The sequence below is a fragment of the Aquibacillus salsiterrae genome, from assembly GCF_028416595.1.
GTDB classification, from domain to species: domain Bacteria; phylum Bacillota; class Bacilli; order Bacillales; family Amphibacillaceae; genus Aquibacillus_A; species Aquibacillus_A salsiterrae.
In genome coordinates, this window is sequence record NZ_JAMQKC010000005.1 from 1 (window position 1) to 19,290 (window position 19,290).

A 19,290-nucleotide genomic window follows, 5' to 3' on the forward strand; every position below is an offset into this window, starting at 1 on the left:
TCGGGCGTTAATAGCGGTCTTTGACTACCGTTTCACCGCTGGCAGGGGGCGACCGGGCGTTATTAGCGGTCTTTGACTACCGTTTCACCGCTGGAAGGGGGCGATCGGGCGTTATTAGCGGTCTTTGACTACCGTTTCACCGCTGGAAGGGGGCGATCGGGCGTTATTAGCGGTCTTTGACTACCGTTTCACCGCTGGCAGGGGGCGACCGGGCGTTATTAGCGGTCTTTGACTACCGTTTCACCGTTGGCAGGGGGCGATCGGGCGTTATTAGCGGTCTTTGACTACCGTTTCACCGTTGGCAGGGGGCGATCGGGCGTTATTAGCGGTCTTTGACTACCGTTTCACCGCTGGCAACGCTCAAACGGTAGTCAAAAAGGTAACCCGAAGTGTTCCTTAGTGCCCACCCTAAGGCAAGCTTAAACAGAAAATCTATGTGTCGCTCTTTGACATAAAGATTTTCTGGCTTTAGTATTACTCGGACAGATTTGGCTTAAACAATTCGACTAACACTAGTGCCACTGCACCAAGGGATGTAGCATGTTCTCCTAGTCTAGAGAACACTACTTCTGTCTCTTTTGCCCTGTCCGTAAGCGCTCGTTTGCGAATGGTTTGTCTAATAGGTTCGAGTAAAAATGCTTCTGCATTAGCTACTCCTCCCCCGATAATTATTTTGCAAGGATTTATTATATGGATAAGGTTAGTTAAGCCAATACCGATAAACCCGCCTACTTCTTCAAAAATTGATAGGGCTAGTTGATCATGTTTTAAAGCAGCTTGATATACGAATTCCCCCGTCATTTCAGATAAATCTCCCTCAACCAATTCAAACAAGACACTTGAATCCCTGCTCTTTGCAGCTTGTCTAGCTCTTTCTGCGATAGCCGGCCCTGAAATGATTGTTTGCAGGCATCCGTAATTTCCACACTCACACTTTTGACCGTTAATATCAATCGTCATGTGGCCGACTTCACCAGCAATATCATATTCCCCGTGATAAAGCTTACCATCAATCACGAGGCCCGCACCAACACCGGTACCAATATTGATGACCATCATGTTCGCTTCTTCCTCATGACCCCCGAACCACGCTTCACCTAAAGCCATTGATCTTGCGTCATTTTCAACCTTCACGACATAGTCAAACGTATTTTCGAGCTCCTCTTTAATTGGCACATGTCTCAAATTTAAATTTGGCGCATACAACGACATACCCGCTTCCACATCGACCACACCATGCATCGCGACACCAATTCCAATGATTTTATCTTTTAGTTTTATAAATTGATTGATTAGTTCATTAATTCCTGCTTTTAATAGCTCTAGAAACTGCTGATTAGTTACATGATGTAACACAGGTTTTACTAGTACTTCCTTTATATCGCCAACCAAATCAGTGAGGATAAATTCAACAGTTTGTGGCCCAACATCTATTCCAATCACATAAAATTCGCTATGGTTAATCATCAGCATCGTTGGTTTACGCCCACCTTGTGATTGGCCTAGTTCACTTTCTTTTACGATTGTCTGTTCGATTAACTCTTTGACAATACTTCCCACAGTTGGAGGGGTTAATTTCGTTTCTTTCGCTATTTGCGCACGTGAAATTGGCCCCGATATCCTAATTTTATTTAAAATAATCGATTTATTTAATGATTTCATCCACTGAAAACTACCACGTTGCATGATACCCATCCTATCTGTTTTTATACAGGTTATTTAGTAAATTAATTTAATTAACTTACTTAATCATACATTAAAAGATAAAAAAAGTTTACCAAATAAGAACTATTCGGTAAACTTTTTTCTGGGTTTAATATGGTCCACGAATATGATCGTGGATTTCTGCTTGGTAAAAGTCTTCAAGTTTCTTCATTTCGGCTGCACTGAAATCTTTCACTTCTAATGCACCAAGATTATCCTCTACTTGCTTGACTGTTTTAAAGCCGGGAATAACAGTAGAAACGGCTTCATGCTCTAGAATCCACTTTAAGGCTGCACGCGTCATGTTGCCACGACCTTCAGCTACCCATTCCAACTGTTTGCTTAATTCGACACCTTTATTAAATTCAATACCACCAAACGTCTCACCGACATTAAATGCTGCACCGTCTTTGTTAAAATTACGGTGATCATCTTCTTCAAACTGATGATTGACTGAGAATTTCCCTGTTAATAGTCCACTTGCTAACGGAACACGCGCAAGGATACCCACCTGTTTTTCTAATGCTTTAGGGAATAGTTCTTCCGCTGGCTTCTGTCTCATCATGTTAAAAATCACTTGAAGCGTGCTAACATTTGGCTGTTCTAAACAAAACAAGCCCTCTTCGACTGTTTCGACACTGACACCGTAGTAACGAATTTTACCTTGCGCTTTAAGCTTATCGAGCACTTCAAACACTCGTCCGTCTTTTAAGATTTCAAACGGCGGACAGTGGATTTGATACAAATCGAGTGCTTCTCTATTTAAACGTTTAAGCGTTGCCTCTAAATACTTGGTTACAGATTCCTCGGAATACGTATGTGGATCCTCGATATCACCAGCCCGACAAAACTTTGATGCAATGTAAATTTCTGATTCCTTGCCCTTTGTTGCTTTTGCTAGTAACTCTTCAGCGTGTCCACCACCATAAACGTCAGCTGTGTCGAAAAAGTTAACACCTGCATCCATTGCTCTCGCTAAGCCATTTAATGATTCCTCATCATTCGTTTTCCCCCAAGAACCACCAATGGCCCACGTACCAAAACTTAGCTCACTTATTTCCATATCCGTGTTACCGAGCTTTCGATATTTCATTGTTTACTCACCATCCTATTACAGCTTTTTAACTTCATCTCTCCAGTTATATTTCGGCTCCCAGTCTAATAATTCCTTCGCCTTTTTATTACTTAATAATGATTCATATCCCTCTAGCGGCTCACGGAAATCCGTCACCTCTGGGAAACATTCTTTCATCAGATCACGACTCTTAATGTCCATGCTTGAGTTATCAGCAGCAACATTAAGAATTGCTGTACCTAGGCCATCTTTCTCAATCGATAGACGATAGACTATTGCTGCGTCTCTTGCATCAATATAACTCCATAAAATCGGCTTTCTTTCTTCCGGATTATGGATAAAACCAGGGAAATTTTTATACATATGTGGTGCGATGACATTACCGATTCGTAGTGAAACCACTTGCATACCAAAGCGATTATTCATCATTTCCGCAGTCTTTTCATTAACTATTTTAGATAAAGCATAAGGATCTTCTGGTACCTGTGGGTGATTCTCGTCCATCGGTACGTATTGTGGTCCTAAATCACTTTTCGCAAAACAGATACCATAGGAAGATTCACTAGACGTAATGACTGCCTTTTTTATTCCTAGAGTCCCAGCTGCCTCTAAGATGTTATAAGTAGTCATTGAATTTGTTCTAAATGTTTCATCGTTTGTAACTATGTATGGTCTTGGATAAGCTGCAAGGTGAACAACTGCATCAGCACCCGCAAGTACATCATAGGCTTGTCCTAATTGAGTTAAATCAGCGATTCTCGTTTCACAAAGCGGGTTTTCAGGTAATCTAGTATCAACGTTAAGGACAGCATAGCCATGGTCTAGAAATTCTTGAATGACAGATGGTCCTAACAATCCACTTCCACCGGTAACTACTACTTTTTTCATTACTAACACCCCATCAAATTTGTTTGCGTTTTCAAGTAGTATTATACTACTTTGTTCGTCGGATGGAAAAAGATACGCATGTGATTTGTTCCTATAGTCTTTCTAAAGTGTGATTACCTGACCGTATTCAGACTCGATGTGAATAAGAAAAGCGTAAGCGCCTTGCTAGACTTATGACCTCAGGCGGGCTAGGCGCTGAAGCTAGACAGCTCTTGGATTCTTTTATACTTTCTTATCTTGCAAAAAGGCTAGGTCACTTTTATCCCTAGCCCTAGATACAAATTTAATTTAAATCTGGTATTTTCTAGTTAAATAATCGGAAACCCCATCCTGATCGCATGTTTTTTCAGTTACTTCCTTAGCGAGGGCCTTAATTGTATCGGTCCCATTTTTCATTACTACCGGGTAACCAACAAACTTGAGCATGGGGATATCGTTATCACTGTCGCCAATCGCAAGAATATCCTCAGGCTCTAGTTGAAAATGATCTAGTAAATGCTCGATGCCGGTTGCTTTGTTTACATTGGCGACCATCAATTCAACATTATGATTCGTTGAGCTCGACGTGGTAAAGTCAACCTCTTTTTTCAGTTGGTCTAATCGAGTCATCCAACGATTTATTTTCTCTTCAGTTCGAGCAAAGAAATAGAACTTTGCATAGCTCTTATCAGGCAGCTCTTCCACCCAGTGAATATCTTTAGCAATTGCAGCCTTACGCGATAACCACTCATTAATGCCGACACTGTCAGGTTTTGGTTCTTCTATTTCTTGTTCCATAAACGCTCGGTCCCGAATGAAAGAGACACATGGACCATCGTTTGGATGCACTTCATAGTAGACCTGGTCGTCTCTTGCCATTTCAACAATCCTTTTAACTAATGATAAGTCTAGTGAATTTTCTTTAATCTTGTCTTCTGCGATATATACATCCATTCCATTTGCACTAATGATACCATCGACCTCTATATCCGGTGCTACTTGATTAATCTCATTATAAGACCTTCCCGTTGCAATGCAGACAAGAAAACCTTTGTCTCGGAGCTTCTTGATTGTTTCTCTCGTCTGGTCTGTCACTTGATTATGATGGTTAAGGATTGTCCCGTCCATATCCAATACAATCATTTTTGTATTCAAAATCTTTTATCCCCCTATTTTTTTGTCCATTATATCGCGTTGCCATTAATACGTGTGACTAACAACTTAAAGCAAGGTTTGACCACCATCAATATATACTTCTGTACCTGTAATGTGGCTAGCCGCATCTGACATCAAGAAGTGAACAAGGTCGGCAACTTGTTCCGGCTCACCTGGCTTATGCTCTAACGGCTGATTTCCTTCTGGATATTTTACCGGAATTTGAACTTTCTTTAGTTCCCCTTTTTCCTTAAAGGTGTTTTTTCCAATATTGGTGTTAATTGCTCCAGGACAAATGATATTGACACGAATCCCGTAGTTAGACAGCTCCAATGCCGCCATTTTCCCAAATGCCATTTGACCTGCTTTACTTGAACTATATGCAGACATACCGATATTTTTAAATTCCCTGTTACCATTAATAGAGCTAGTAATGACAATACTGCCACCGTTTTTCTTCATATGAGGAATCGCATATTTGGTTGTTAAAAATGTACTTTTTAAGTTCGTTGTCAGTGTTTGGTCCCATTCCTCTGGTGTCATTTCTTCAATCGAAGTTACTTTGCCATTAATTCCTGCATTTGCAAAAACATAATCCAGTCCACCAAATGCTTGGACAACTTGATTAATACTATCCTCGACGCGTTTTGGATCAGAAACATCGGTATCGGTAATAACTGCTTCCCCACCAATGTTCTCAATCACTTGTTTCGTCTTTTCTGCGTTCTCTTCTTTCAGGTCAACTAAACCTATCTTCACGCCCGCTTGCGCTAATTTAATAGCAGTTGCTTTTCCTATCCCAGAGCTTGCTCCGGTAATAATTGCCACTTTCCCTGTCATTGCTCCTATCATACAATCTCCTCCTTTAGTCGTTATTAATGTGAGTTTTTTGGAAGAGAGATATACGATATAAATGGAAAGTTTTTGAGTTATATGATTAGGATTGTTGGGTAGGCAACAGTTGGAAATGTTACTTTGATTAGGAATTGCTAATTACAATTTGTATCTAGTCGCGTTAAATTTGCCTCAATTTGCATACGTTTATCTTCCAAAAACGGTGGTAGCGCAAGTTTTTCACCTAAATGCTCCACATCTTCATCGGTTGCAAACCCTGGCCCATCGGTGGCAAGTTCAAACAAAATCCCATTCGGCTCACGAAAATAAAGGGATTGGAAATAATAGCGATCAACTAAGCCCGAGTTCGGCATTCGGGCTTTTTTAACCTTGTCGTGCCATGCTGCTAATTCTTCTTCATCGTTAACCCGAAATGCTACGTGGTGCACGCTCCCACGACCTGGGCGTTCCTTTGGGATATCGGTCCGATGTTCGATATGCACCTCAGCACCTGTTCCACCTTCCCCTGTCTCATAAACCTCCATTTCTGGTTGCCCAACAAGTGGCGATGGATAACTATCCACATATCTAAATCCCAACACATCTGTTATCACTTTTACCGTTGGTGATGGATCCGGAACAGTAAGCTTAACTGGTCCAAGTCCTGTAATTCCTTTGGCGGTTGGTACAGGACTTTTCGCCCAAGGTACTCCTGCCTTTACACCATTGTTTGTTTGATCAGACACTAAAGCAAGTCGTTGTCCCTCTGGGTCTCTAAAATGCAAAATGGACCTGCCGAATTGCTGCTTTATTTCATCATGGTCCACCCCATATTGCTCCAATCTTTTTTTCCAATAAACTAATGCATCATCATCACTGACCCGTAACGATGTTAACGAGATGCTATTGTTGCCCTCGTACGTATGTCCGGCCCGTACAATTTCAAAAAAAGTTAAATCGGTCCCAGGATTACCAATCTCATCGGCATAAAACAAGTGATACATACATGCATCATCTTGATTAACCGATTTTTTGACTAACCTCATACCGAGTATCTCCGTGTAGAACTGATAGTTATTTTTAGCATTGGCGGTAATCGCAGATACGTGGTGAATTCCTTTTAATTCCATTTAAAATCAACCCCTCTAGCTGGTTCTATTTTAGTTTACCCTCATTCTTACTCTTACTATAATCAACAATCTCCGCGAATCCAAATTATTTGTCATGTGCATTCTAAAAACGTGGGTCGAAAGAGTGTGTGCCCTTGGTTCACGTGTTTCGTGCCGATTTTAGAATGCAGTAGTCTATTTGGGGCTCGTAAATTCTTTTATCTTACCAACAAGATGGGGAAAGAACCTGTGAGGGTAACATAAGAATCTTTACGTAACCGAACAATGCCCTTTTCAGTTGGTAATGGTAAGATAAATTGATTTATATTACCATTTCTCGTTGCCAACTGTCTTTTCGGGTTACATAAAACTGTTTATGTTACCGCTTTTCAATTTCACAAATTGTTTTGGTTCCATAAAGCATTTATGTGACCAACTCTAAAACAAATGAACACTTATTGGGCACATAAGGACTTTTTGTTGCGTAGTACGTGTCCATCAACTGCTATGACAAAAGCACAAACGACAGAAAACGAGCCAACAAAAAATCCGCCAACGACGTGAATTACGTTGTTGACGGATAAGTTCATTCTTTATGCTTCTTGTTCTTTCTTACTAGCTTTTTTCGTACCCCTAGCCGGTACCTCGGAGGTAATCCCTTGTTCTACTGCCATTTTGCGAGCTACTTGAACAGCACCCCAAAGGGTTGGCAGCATGATGATTGATACTGGTACAGCCGTCACTACGATCGAGTTTTGAATAGCAGAAACACTGTTTTCACCAATAGCTAAAAGTATGGCAGATACAATACCAAACATAATTACCCAAAATACTCGAATAAATCGGTTTGGTTCATCATCACCCGTTAAGGATACAGCAACCGTATAGGAAATGGAATCAACTGTTGTGGATACAAATACTAGCGTTACTATTAGGAATCCAATCGCTAGTAAAAATCCTAACGGGAGTTGGTCCATGATCGACATAACCGCTGCCGGCATTCCATTCTCATTAAGCGGTCCTGAAATAGCACCAGGGTTATCTAATTCGATTTTAATACCCGTTCCACCAACTACAGTAAACCAAAAATTCGTAACTATTGGAGCAACAATCGAAACGGCAATGATAAGCTCACGTATTGTTCTTCCTCTTGATATTCTGGCGATGAAAATAGCCATCATTGGGGCATACCCTAAAAACCAACCCCAGAAAAAGACTGTCCACCAGCCTAGCCACGCTTGGTCACCTTGATAAAGCGCCATGGTAAACATGTTCTGTAGCTGAAAACCTGATGCGGACACAAACTTATTAATAATAAACATCGTCGGACCTAAAATTAATATGCTAATTGCTAAAAACACAGTCAGTCCAACGTTTACTCTACTTAAAAATTGAATCCCACGATCGACTCCTGTTGCAACAGAAATAGCTGCAATCACAACTAGGGCACCAACAATAATAATATTTGTTACTAGTGTGTTTGGAATACCAAACAGCCAGTTTAATCCATAGCCAAGCTGAAGACCTAAGAAACCAATAGGACCCATAGTTCCAGCAGCAACCGCCACAATCGAAACAATATCAGCAGTACTTCCAATCACACTTTTATGGAATATTTTTTCACCAAAAACTGGATACAAAAATGCTCTTGGTTTCATTGGTAATCCCTTATGATAGTGCGTGTACATTAACAAAATGGTTGCCAACGTTCCTAGAATAGCCCACGCTAGGAAACCCCAATCAAAAAAAGATTGAGCTAAAGCAGGTTCAACACCAGCTAATGTTGAGGAATTATCATCAAATAATGGGGGATTTGATATAAAATGCATCATCGGTTCTGAGGCAGCCCAGAAAACTCCACCACTAGCAAGTAGTGTACATAGAATCATCGCTATCCATCTGTAATACCCATTTTCTGGTTTTTCCTTTTTCCCTAAGCGAACCTTACCATACTTTGAAATTGCTAAGCCAATTCCGATGACAAAGTTTGCTAAAAGCAAAAGTTCCCAATATGCACCAAAATACTTTGCTGAAAAAGCAAATGAAGTATTAATCCATGTTTCAACCATGCCTAAATCAATGATGGAGAAGATAACAAACAGTGTTAATAATCCTCCACTAACCAATAAAACCGTCTTATCTGTCGTTGTCTTTGTTGTCATACTATCTTCTTTGCGCACTTTTTTCCTCCTAAGTTTTAGAAGCAAGTGCCTACAATAACTGTTCCCTCTCTATATCTGTCATTGCAGACCATTGGATGGGAAAATTATTCAGTTAATAACTATTAATTAGAACAAAACATAAAAAATTGAATAATTTACACTTGACTTGCACCTGAGTAGAAACCATCGGCTTGCTTACATTATTTTTAGCTGACACTTTCTTTTTTATGATTACTTTTATTTTATGCTAGCAAAAACCACTTCACCCCTTTTTGAAAACTACGCAGTATAACATAGTATTACATTATAGGTTTATGACACATTTTTGTCAATTATGATAGAGCAACCAAAGCTTAATCATAAGGGTTAATTCAGTTTCGATTGGAATAAGACAACTAACCATTACCTAGTAGATGATCGGGAACAATTATTAGTTTATCATAGTTAAATTTAATAACCCTTTACCCTAAATCGAATATTGTTAAACCACCTTTTTCAGATTCAACAACCCCCGCAAAAAGCAACTACCTAAGCAGTTCGGTCTTAGTTTGCTCAAACCCTATAGAAACGCGTCCAAAAAAGCAACAGAGTTACCTGTTGCTTTTTTGGATCGCATGGACCTTATAGTGTTTAAACTTATCTTTACTTATTTGTTCAATAAATGGACTTGGTTGACCGAGTGAGAACATAGAAAGATCATGCATCGCCCTTGTACAGGCAGTGTAAAATAAATTACGTTCCAACTCTTTGTTGTAGTGACTTTTTGATGCATTGTGAATGATGACTGCATCAAATTCAATCCCTTTCGCCAAGTAAGCAGGGATAATCAACAATCCCTTCTGAAAGGTATGTGCCGCTTCATCCATAATCTTGACCTCGAGCCGGTTACTTAACCACTGGTAGACAAACTTTGCTTCTTTCATCGTTTTCGTAATAATTGCAATTGTTTCGTAACCTGTTTCTTGATATTCATTGATTTGTTGGACAATTTTTTCATTTAATATTTCCGTACTTTCCACTTCAACGAGCTGAGGTTTTTCCCCCTCCCGGTTAAATGGCTCAATTAAATGTCCGTGCTCCATAAACGATTTCGTAAATTCCACAATTGGTTTCGTTGACCGATAACTTCTCGTTAAGGTAATCCGCTCATGTTTTTCCTTCATCTTATCAGACAAAAGCGTTTCCTCATGGATGGCGTGTGCATAAATCGCTTGATTGATATCACCGAGCAGCGTAACCCGGCTACTTGGAAACATTTTTCGTAAAAAAGCAAACTGCAACGGAGAATAGTCTTGTGCCTCATCAATGAATAAATGTTGAATTAACCGATTTGCGTTAAATCCCAGCATAAGTTTTTTGAAATATAAAAATGGAGTGGCATCTTCCCATGTTAAATATTTATCTTGCAAATTGATGACGGTTTGTTTACAAATGTTATCCCAATTACTCGGAACCTGATGGACTTTTTTAGGCGCAAACCTTTTTTCCACGTATAACTTCGTGTACGTTTTTTTAATATCAACAAAGAATAGCCGCTTTACTTTTTGTTTAAGTGGTTTAAGCTTTTTCGAAACCACTCGTTTTCTTAGCAAATATTCTTCCCTTAAAAAATCATCAAACGTATCCTCTGTAAACATATTTTCATCTTGTAATTGTTGATGGATATCAAGATATTCGTCTTTTCCGAGTAACTCTGTTTCTTCTAATACCCAATCCTTGTTTTGTTCAGCTTGTTCCATTTCTTTTAGCCTACCGAGCAACCATTTCGATACTAATTCCATTCGATTTGGTATCGAAAGATTGTCATCTAAACGATAAAAGTAATTCTCTATTTCAATTTTCGTAATGATCCGTTTCCCTCGAAAAGTTAAGTTACGAAACTGAATACCCTTTTCGCCGAGTTGGCTAACGAAATCCTCTAACAACCGTTTGAAATCTAAACCGGCTTTATAACCAATCCCTTGCACTCGGTCAGCATACGTGTCACCAGATCCATTTAAATAAAATTCCATTTGTTCAAACGGTGTTTCAATCGTAAACTGTTTACCAAGTTCGCTATCAAGATACTGATGAAATGTCGTTTGTTTCATGTTCTCTTCGCCGAGTTCTGGTAGTACAGTAGCAACATAGCTATTGAATAATGGATTCGGTGAAAACAGTACGATATTGTCAGCCGTTAGCATTTCACGATAACGATAAAGTAAGTATGCAACTCGCTGTAGGGCTGCAGACGTTTTTCCACTTCCAGCAACACCTTGGACAACTAACAAATCACTTTTTTCGTTACGAATGATTTGATTCTGCTCACGTTGAATCGTTGCAACGATGCTTTTCATTTGCGTGTTCGCGTTATTTCCTAAGACTGATTGAAGAAGGTGGTCACCGATTGTAAGTCCGGTATCAAACATCCCTTTGATTTTGGCATTACGGATTATGTATTGTCGCTTCACTTCAATTTCACCATGAATTGTTTGGTCAACCGCCTCAAATTGGGCTTTGCCTGGTGGATAATCATAGTAAAGGCTTGAAATAGGTGCACGCCAGTCGTAAATAAGGAAATCATCTTCGTTTTTGTCCATTAACGATGAAATCCCAATATAGATGGATTCGGTATCCTTTTCGCCTTCTTCTTTGAAGTCAATTCGACCAAAATACGGTGAATCTTCCAGTCGCTCAAGTGTTTTTAATTGTTCACTTAGTTGGCCATGGCTACGCTCTCTCTCCGATAAAAACTCTGCTTGTTGCTTTAAACTTGCCTGCGTCTCAATAATGTCATCAGGCTCGTCTAAGTTAACCGTGACGTCTTCCCAAAAGTTTTTCCTTATATCAATGACACGATCCTTTATTTTAGCAGTTCGTTCGCTTAACTTGACGATTTTATTTTTTACTTCTTCAACAACCTTATTAACACGGTCTTGCTCGCTAATCCATTCCTTGTCGTTTGGATCCATCAAGCACACCCCCAACTTATCTCTAACCTAACATTTGAATGAATCTTACCACTATGGCATCTATATTATCAAGTAATCCCCACTATGATAACTTTCTAAACGGTTAGCTTGCACCAAGTGACCCTTCCCCGTCGCGGGTAGTCAGTAAATCGTAGTAATACCCTTTCTTTTTCATTAATTCATGATGGGTACCATGCTCAATTAATTTACCCGTATCAAAAACTAAAATTAAATCGGCATTACGAATCGTATTTAAACGATGAGCAATGACAAAGCTCGTTCGTTTTCTCATTAAACGTTGAAATGCATCAATAATCTTTATTTCTGTAATCGTATCAATGCTACTCGTTGCTTCATCCAAAATAAGGATGGCTGGGTCTGCTAAAACAGCTCTTGCAATAGAAATAAGTTGACGTTGGCCATGACTAATCTCTTTTCCATTCGAGTCAAGAATTGTATCATAACCGTTTGGCAGCTGGGCGATAAATGAATGTGCGTTGGCTGCCTTGGCTGCTGCAATTACTTCTTCATCTTCAGCATCTAGTTTGCCGTACCGAATATTCTCTTTAATCGTCGTGTCAAACAAATAGGAATCTTGCAACACAATCCCCATTTGCTCGCGAATACTAGCTCGTGAATAGTGGGCTGTATCTTGGTGATCAATCATTATTTTTCCCTTATTAACATCGTAAAACCGAGCTAATAGAGAGATAATCGTTGTTTTACCAGCACCCGTTGGACCAACTAGTGCAACCGTATCCCCTGCCTTAGCACGGAAGGAGATATCCTTTAGCGTTTCCACACCAGCTTCATAGGAGAATGAAACCGATTGAAAAGTTACCTCTCCCCGTTTAATTGTTAAATCTGGTAACTTCTTAGTGGAATCTTCTTCTTCTGCCTCGTCAATAATCGCAAATACCCGCTCTGCACCAGCGACAGCGGACAGAATAACATTATACTGATTTGCTAGGTCATTTAACGGTCGGGTGAACTGCCTCGAATACGTAGTAAATGTGACAATCGTCCCAATTGTGATCATATCGTTTAACACGAAAAGTGCACCGATACCAACAATAATCGTAAAGCTTAAGTTATTTAAACTGTTCATTAATTTTGGGATAAAGCCGGAATACACTTGGGCCCAGTAGCCTTCGTGTTTTAGCTCTTTGTTTTTTTGGTCAAACACTTCAATGACTTCATTCTCTTTAGAAAACAACTTAATCATCTTATGACCTGACAATGTTTCCTCAATAAAGCCATTGATATCTCCAAGCTGTTGTTGCTGTTTCTTAAAGTGGACACTAGTTCGTTTCGTAATCCAATTCATTCCTAAAAACATTAAAGGAACAATCGTTAACGTAAGAAGCGTTAACAGCGGACTGAGCACAACCATCATCACCACTGTCCCAACTAATGTCAGAATACTCGTTATTAGTTGGATTACTGCTGTGTTTAATGTCCTGCTAACGTTTTCGACATCGTTCGTTAATCGACTCATCAAGTCCCCGCTTTGTCGTTTTTGAAAAAAGAGTAACGGTAATGTTAGGACGTGAGAAAATAAATGCTTTCGCATAGAAAAAATAGTATTTTGCGCAACCGTAATCATCCAGTAATTTTGCAACCAAGTGGTAATCGACTGTAAGACAAAAATGACTAGTAACAGAATAATCATCTGAACGAGGTATGTGCCATCTAAATTCTTAATTAAATCATCTACGGCAGCTCCAAGAAAGTACGGACCAAGCAAGGATAATACCGAGCTAATAATTACCATCAAAATAACAACGAAAAATAGTTTTTTATAATCGGACATGTATTGAACGACTCGGAATATTGTTCCGGATAAGTTCTGTATCGTTGGTCTCGTTTTGTTTACGGCTTGATGCCTAGCCATGACTGATCACATCCTCGTTCATCTGAGATTGATAGATTTGTCGGTACATTGTGTTGTCTGCTAGCAAATCGGCATGACTACCTATTCCAACAACCTTACCATGCTGTAAAATAACAATTTGGTCTGCATCAATAACCGAGCTAACCTTTTGGGCAACAATCACTGTTGTACACTTTCTATCCTTAATAGCTTGTAAGACTTTCCTTTCTGTCTTTGCATCAAGGGCACTGGTACTATCATCTAACAGAAGAATGCTCGGATTTTTAATTAATGCACGCGCAATCGAGACACGCTGCTTTTGACCACCAGATAAATTAACCCCGCGTTGACCAATTTTAGTTTCGTAGCCTTCTTCTAATTGATTGATAAAGTCATGAATGTTTGCATCCTTTGCCGCCTGAACAATTTCTTCCATTGTTGCGTGTTTATTTCCCCAAGCAATGTTTTCTTTGATTGTGCCGGAAAAAAGCTGTACTTCTTGAGGCACAAGTGATACATGATCACGGATAAGGCCTTGTTTCTCCCCGACCGATTTCCCATCAATCAATAGCCTGCCAGCCGTGACTGGATAAAGCAACGGGATCAACTGTAGTAGGGTTGATTTCCCTGACCCTGTCTCACCTAGCACACCAACCTTCTCCCAAGCTTTAATGTCGAGAGAAATGTTATCTAACGCTTTCTCCACCGAATTAGGGTAGGTGAAAGAGACATGTTGAAGCTGAATATCTCCTTTAATCGAGCCTTTTAACTGGTTTAATTCCGTAATTGGCTCTTCTTCTTTTTCCTGGAGTACTTCTGTAATTCTCGCACTTGATGCTCGACCTCTCGATAGATTCATAATAATAAAGGAAAAAACACCAAAGGATGCTAGCATTCTTGTTGCATAATTTAAAATAGCAACAATTTGCCCCGGTTGCGCTCCTCCTTGTGCAGTTTCTTTGTAGCCATACCATAAAATGACGACAATACTACCGTTAATAACAAGCATTAATATCGGCATGGTCACTTCCATTAACCATAATGCCTTTTTATTAAATTCGACGAGTACCTGATTGACTTTGAAGAAACGTTCCTTTTCATGATTGATACGATGATAGGCTTTCACTAAACGAATGCCGAGCAAGTTTTCGCGAAAAGCACGATTGACATCATCAAGTTTTGTTTGAACCGAGCTAAATAAAGTCAACCCTTGCGTCATGATCCAGTACATGACAACGACTAAAACTGGAATAACGAGCACGAGAATGAGTGCTAATTTGGCATGAATGGATAACGCGGCAACAAGGCCAAACAAAATGAACAACGGGGCACGTAAACCAATTCGCATAAACATAAATAATAGCCCTTGAATTTGTGTAATATCTGCTGTCATCCTCGTTATTAAGGATGGTGTAGAAAATCGTTGCATTTGTAACGCTGAAAACGATTGAACACGCCGAAATAAGTCTCTGCGGAGGTCATGCGAGACCCCTTGACTAGATTCTGACGCATAAAAAGAACTAACAATTCCAGCTACAAATGCTACCACTGTTAATCCTAATAACACACCACTCCATATCATCACTGTATCAAATTCTCGTTTTGCTATCCCTTCATCAATAATAGTTGCCATAATCATCGGCTGGACAAGCTCGACAATTAACTCGGTAACCATTAATGCCAAGGCAATAATGGTTGCCTTTTTATAAGTGCCTACGTATTTTAAAATCTGACTCATCACTTTTCCCCCGTAATTAATCGGATGTTTCCATTATATAGGAAAGCCTTTACATTATGTAGTCAAATTGTATGTGAAGATAGTTTTTTTCTTGCCGGTCATACGATAGTTGTCAACAGTCTACTATTTCTCCACCTTTAGACTGGGCCTCCACAATTGCTCAAGTAAAATAATTAAACCTGTTCCTACTAAAAGACCGTTACTTGCAAGGTTTTGAATAATTGAGGGCATATCACTAAATACCTGTGATGGTAAAAACATAATTCCTATACCAAAAAGGTAACTAACCCCAACCATTGTTCCCCTCCTTTGATCTAGCGGTTCAACTGTCACATTACGGATTGCAAGACCAACGAGTTGGACAAACGTTGCAAGTAAAGCTGCATTTGCAATCGGAGACGGTATTCCAGAAATTAATGTGACAATAGGAGGAAAAAAGGCAATTACAGTAAGTACGACAGAAGCATACACAAACGGCATTTTCATCTTCTGACCAGTTAAGCTAATAAACCCTGCCGACGTGGCAAGTGGTACATTGGCTACTGAGGCAAAGATTCCTGCTAAGCCATGGTTAATCCCTAAAAAAGCTGTCCCTTTATTCATTTGTTCACTTTTATACGTCGGTTTTCCGTAAATCGACTGGCTTGCTGCAACTACCGATGCTACGACATTAGATAACAGGATAACAGCTGTAATAAAGGCAATTGGTACAATGCTCCAGTCAAAAGTTGGCGGCCCAAATGCAAATACTTCCGGAATAGCAAAAGAGCTTACGTCTTCGTTCGTTTCTGTGCCCCCAACTACTACTAGGTAAGAAATCCATCCTATAATAATCCCTATTAATACCGCATAGCTACTTAACCAGCCTCGAGCAAAAGCAGATAAACCTAACACAATGAAAAAGGTAATTAAGGCAAGAATGGCTTGATCGCCTTGAATCGATTCTGCACCTTGTTGAAGGCCTAGCATCCCTTCTAAAAAAGTTCCACTTAGCTGAACGGTTAATAAAAAGAAGAACGTCCCTGTCACTAGTGGTGTGAAGACAGGTAATATTTTCTCTATGACTCGAAACACTCCAAATAACAATAAGAAAACACCTGTTAATATCATTGTCATTTCTAGTGACTGAAGCGAGCCTTCAAGACTTACGCCATTTTGTGTACCAGTTATCGCCATCACTGAAAAAATACTAATCCAAATGCCGGCTGGACCTTCCATAATTGGCAAGCGATGGCCGAATAAGCCTTGAAGCAACGAAGCAATCCCAACAACAAAAAAGGTACGTTGCATCAAGCCTGCAATTTCCCCAAAGTCCATTTGATATATCGCACCAATGACTATTGGCATTGCAACAGAGCTTGCTAGTAAAAATATAAACCATTGTGCAGTCTCCATTACAGTCTGTGTTCTATTTTTTTCCATAAAAAACTCTCCTTTAAGAAAAGCGCAAGTCGGGCCGGGGCTTGCCAATAAGAAAAAGCGACGATTCAGTCGCTTTTTCTTATTCTTTGGGAACGTATTTTAACCGTTATTACCTTTTAGCAATAACATCCATTTCCACACTAACATCTTTAGGCAAACGGCTAACTTCCACACATGCCCGTGCAGGATATGGTTCCTTTAGAAAAGTAGCATAGATTTCGTTCACTTTAGCAAAGTCTTCCATATTTGCTAAGTAAATAGTAAACTTAACAACATTAGCAAAGTCAAGATTTGCTTCTGTTAAAATAGCTTGTAAATTTTTCAATACTTGTGCTGTTTGATTTTCAATTCCTTCAACAATTTCACCAGTTTCAGGATTAATCGGAATTTGTCCAGATACAAAAACTAAGTCACCAAGGTCAATTGCTTGTGAATATGGACCAATTGCTTGTGGAGCATTGTTAGTATGAATTGCTTTTACCATTTTTTCTTCCCCCTAAATAGATATGTTAATTAGATACTACCACAATTAGCCCCATCAATGTCCAATTGTAGATGCTGATTTCGACCTAAGGGTTGCTTCCTGACACTTAATATAGTTGACTATAAGATAGAGACTAGTTGGAGGATGATTTGATGGAAAATACGTTCTATTTAAAAACAGACAGACGAGACCAAATGATTGAGGTCACCTCAGAAGTTCAGGCATGGATTGATGAAAATGGAATTCGGGATGGAATAATTATCGTTTCTTCGCTACATACAACAGCAGGGATTACTGTTAACGAAAATGCTGACCCAGATGTAAAAACAGATTTTTTAATGCGGCTTGATGAGGTCTATCCTTGGGAACATCCGAAAGATAGGCATATCGAAGGGAATACGGCTGCCCATCTAAAAACAAGTACAGTAGGACATGCCCAAACTTTAGTGATTACTGATGGTCGTCTCGTACTAGGTACATGGCAAGGAATTTATTTTTGTGAATTTGATGGGCCAAGACAGCGAAAGTTTCTCGTCAAGGTGGTTAATGGTTGATCGGTTTATGCTTTCTTATCTTTTAAAGTAAGAATTGGCACAGATGTTGCTGTAGCCAATTCTTATGTCAGTTATTGAAAACATCTCCTTAATTGGAATCGTTTAAGGGGCAACGATTTAAATTGGATATGGAATCTCTTCCTTTTTCAATTGATTAATGATATATAATCCCGTGCAACGCTCGCGCAATTTAAACGCTTCATTCAGACTCATTCTTACAAGCGCAACGTCAATATCCAACTCTTCTGGCGTTGTTGGTCCACCGACTAACTTGAGTAACCCGCGCAACTCCTCGACACTCGGCAATGCATCTATCTCTTGTTTTATTTCCTCAAAATGCGTACGGAAAAGTTTAACCAATTCAGAGCCATTACTAGTATCGACAGCAAGACTTGGCAGCATTTTACGATATAAATCCGAAATGATAGTAGTAGTTACGCCTACCTTAGCCCCGTGTAGCAGTTGATGAGCATCTTTATCTAGCAAATCCATTTCCCAATAGTGTGATAGATGGTGCTCTCCACCGGAAGCTGGTCTTGAGAAATCTAGCACTAGCATGACTAAGCCAGATTCAATTAAGGAATGAATTAGAATTTCAATTCCCTCGTCATCTGCATTGGCGATTTTTTCAGCATTGTTGACGCACTTTTCTAATGAAGCTCTTGTCATATCTGCTGCAAGTTGATAGTATGGTTCTTTCCCTATCAAATCCGAAATTTTCCAATCTAGTAAAGACGTATATTTGCCTAATATATCGCCAAAGCCTGCAGCAGTCATTTCTTTTGGTGCCGCCTTCAAAATATCAATATCGGCAAAAAGCGCCATTGGTGAGGCTGTCTGAATTGTTTGTTTAACTCCTCTGAGGATTAACGGAGCGCCTTTTGAAGTGAATCCATCCACAGATGCAGCTGTCGGTATGGAAATAAACGGAATATCCATTTTATATCCAGCAAACCTTACGATATCATGGATCGTACCCGAACCAACAGCCAAAAATACATCTGTATCATGAGGCGTTTCGATCATTAATTGGACCATCGCTTGTTCATCAGCAATGACTTGCCCATGATTATTTGGTTGTAAGTTAACAATCGTCGTTTCAAAAACATCCGTTAACAAACTAGCTAAATGATCCCCTGCCACTTTTTTCGTATGATAGTCAACGACTAAGACAATACGCTCATAACCTTGCTTTGTTAAATAAGGAGGAACTAGTTCAATCGCTTTGTTCTGCACGGTTATTTCAGGAAAATTTACATCTGTCACATTTAATTCTTTACAAAGCTGCTCTAACTGTTTCCTAACATCCATTCTAAACAGATCCTTTCCAATCCATTATTTTAAACCGTTCTATTCGATAAA

The 19,290-nt window shown here is 39.5% G+C and carries 15 protein-coding genes; 1 reads left to right on the forward strand and 14 read right to left on the reverse strand.

Going from position 1 to position 19,290, the window contains the following annotated elements; genetic code table 11:
- Nucleotides 1–474 precede the first annotated feature (474 nt).
- The 13 genes from NC799_RS07895 to NC799_RS07955 form a co-directional block, all read right to left on the reverse strand.
- A complete protein-coding gene (locus NC799_RS07895) occupies nt 475–1,686 on the reverse strand; it encodes an ROK family transcriptional regulator (RefSeq protein ID WP_272445879.1) in 1,212 nt (403 codons plus the stop codon).
- Between the two features lie 127 nt (nt 1,687–1,813).
- Entirely contained in the window at nt 1,814–2,797 is a 984-nt protein-coding gene (locus NC799_RS07900) for an aldo/keto reductase (RefSeq protein ID WP_272445880.1), read from the reverse strand.
- Nucleotides 2,798–2,815: 18 nt separating this feature from the next.
- Nucleotides 2,816–3,667, reverse strand: coding sequence for an NAD-dependent epimerase/dehydratase family protein (locus tag NC799_RS07905; RefSeq protein WP_272445881.1), 852 nt, complete (start codon nt 3,665–3,667; stop codon nt 2,816–2,818).
- A 288-nt stretch (nt 3,668–3,955) separates the two neighbouring features.
- Complete coding sequence (locus tag NC799_RS07910; RefSeq protein WP_334313853.1) at nt 3,956–4,801, reverse strand: HAD family hydrolase; 846 nt, start codon at nt 4,799–4,801, stop codon at nt 3,956–3,958.
- A gap of 66 nt (nt 4,802–4,867) precedes the next feature.
- Nucleotides 4,868–5,653, reverse strand: a complete 786-nt coding sequence (locus NC799_RS07915; protein WP_272445882.1) for an SDR family oxidoreductase — start codon at nt 5,651–5,653, stop codon at nt 4,868–4,870.
- Nucleotides 5,654–5,790: 137 nt separating this feature from the next.
- Nucleotides 5,791–6,765, reverse strand: coding sequence for a ring-cleaving dioxygenase (locus NC799_RS07920; RefSeq protein WP_272445883.1), 975 nt, complete (start codon nt 6,763–6,765; stop codon nt 5,791–5,793).
- A 434-nt stretch (nt 6,766–7,199) separates the two neighbouring features.
- Nucleotides 7,200–7,334: a hypothetical protein gene (locus tag NC799_RS07925; protein WP_272445884.1), complete on the reverse strand. Its 135-nt coding sequence runs from the start codon at nt 7,332–7,334 to the stop codon at nt 7,200–7,202.
- Between the two features lie 3 nt (nt 7,335–7,337).
- The gene (locus NC799_RS07930; protein WP_272446079.1) at nt 7,338–8,906 is read right to left on the reverse strand and encodes a BCCT family transporter; all 1,569 of its coding nucleotides are present in this window, start codon (nt 8,904–8,906) and stop codon (nt 7,338–7,340) included.
- 590 nt (nt 8,907–9,496) lie between these two features.
- Complete coding sequence (gene helD / locus NC799_RS07935; protein WP_272445885.1) at nt 9,497–11,857, reverse strand: RNA polymerase recycling motor HelD; 2,361 nt, start codon at nt 11,855–11,857, stop codon at nt 9,497–9,499.
- Between the two features lie 103 nt (nt 11,858–11,960).
- Entirely contained in the window at nt 11,961–13,751 is a 1,791-nt protein-coding gene (locus NC799_RS07940; protein ID WP_272445886.1) for an ABC transporter ATP-binding protein, read from the reverse strand.
- Nucleotides 13,744–15,468 (reverse strand): ABC transporter ATP-binding protein, encoded by a 1,725-nt coding sequence (locus NC799_RS07945; protein ID WP_272445887.1) that lies wholly within the window; start codon nt 15,466–15,468, stop codon nt 13,744–13,746. The genes NC799_RS07940 and NC799_RS07945 overlap by 8 nt, the downstream gene beginning before the upstream one ends.
- 123 nt (nt 15,469–15,591) lie before the next feature.
- Nucleotides 15,592–16,890 carry a purine/pyrimidine permease gene (locus NC799_RS07950; RefSeq protein WP_272445888.1) on the reverse strand — a complete coding sequence of 433 codons (1,299 nt, stop codon included), beginning with the start codon at nt 16,888–16,890 and terminating at the stop codon, nt 15,592–15,594.
- A gap of 109 nt (nt 16,891–16,999) precedes the next feature.
- On the reverse strand, nt 17,000–17,374 hold the full coding sequence (locus NC799_RS07955) for a RidA family protein (protein WP_272445889.1): 375 nt from the start codon (nt 17,372–17,374) through the stop codon (nt 17,000–17,002).
- 152 nt (nt 17,375–17,526) lie between these two features.
- On the opposite strand from NC799_RS07955, the gene NC799_RS07960 reads away from it, so the two are divergent.
- Nucleotides 17,527–17,928: a secondary thiamine-phosphate synthase enzyme YjbQ gene (locus tag NC799_RS07960; protein WP_272445890.1), complete on the forward strand. Its 402-nt coding sequence runs from the start codon at nt 17,527–17,529 to the stop codon at nt 17,926–17,928.
- A gap of 117 nt (nt 17,929–18,045) precedes the next feature.
- On the opposite strand, the gene NC799_RS07965 is transcribed toward NC799_RS07960, so the two are convergent.
- Nucleotides 18,046–19,239 (reverse strand): sn-glycerol-1-phosphate dehydrogenase, encoded by a 1,194-nt coding sequence (locus tag NC799_RS07965; protein ID WP_272445891.1) that lies wholly within the window; start codon nt 19,237–19,239, stop codon nt 18,046–18,048.
- Between the last annotated feature and the right edge of the window lie 51 nt (nt 19,240–19,290).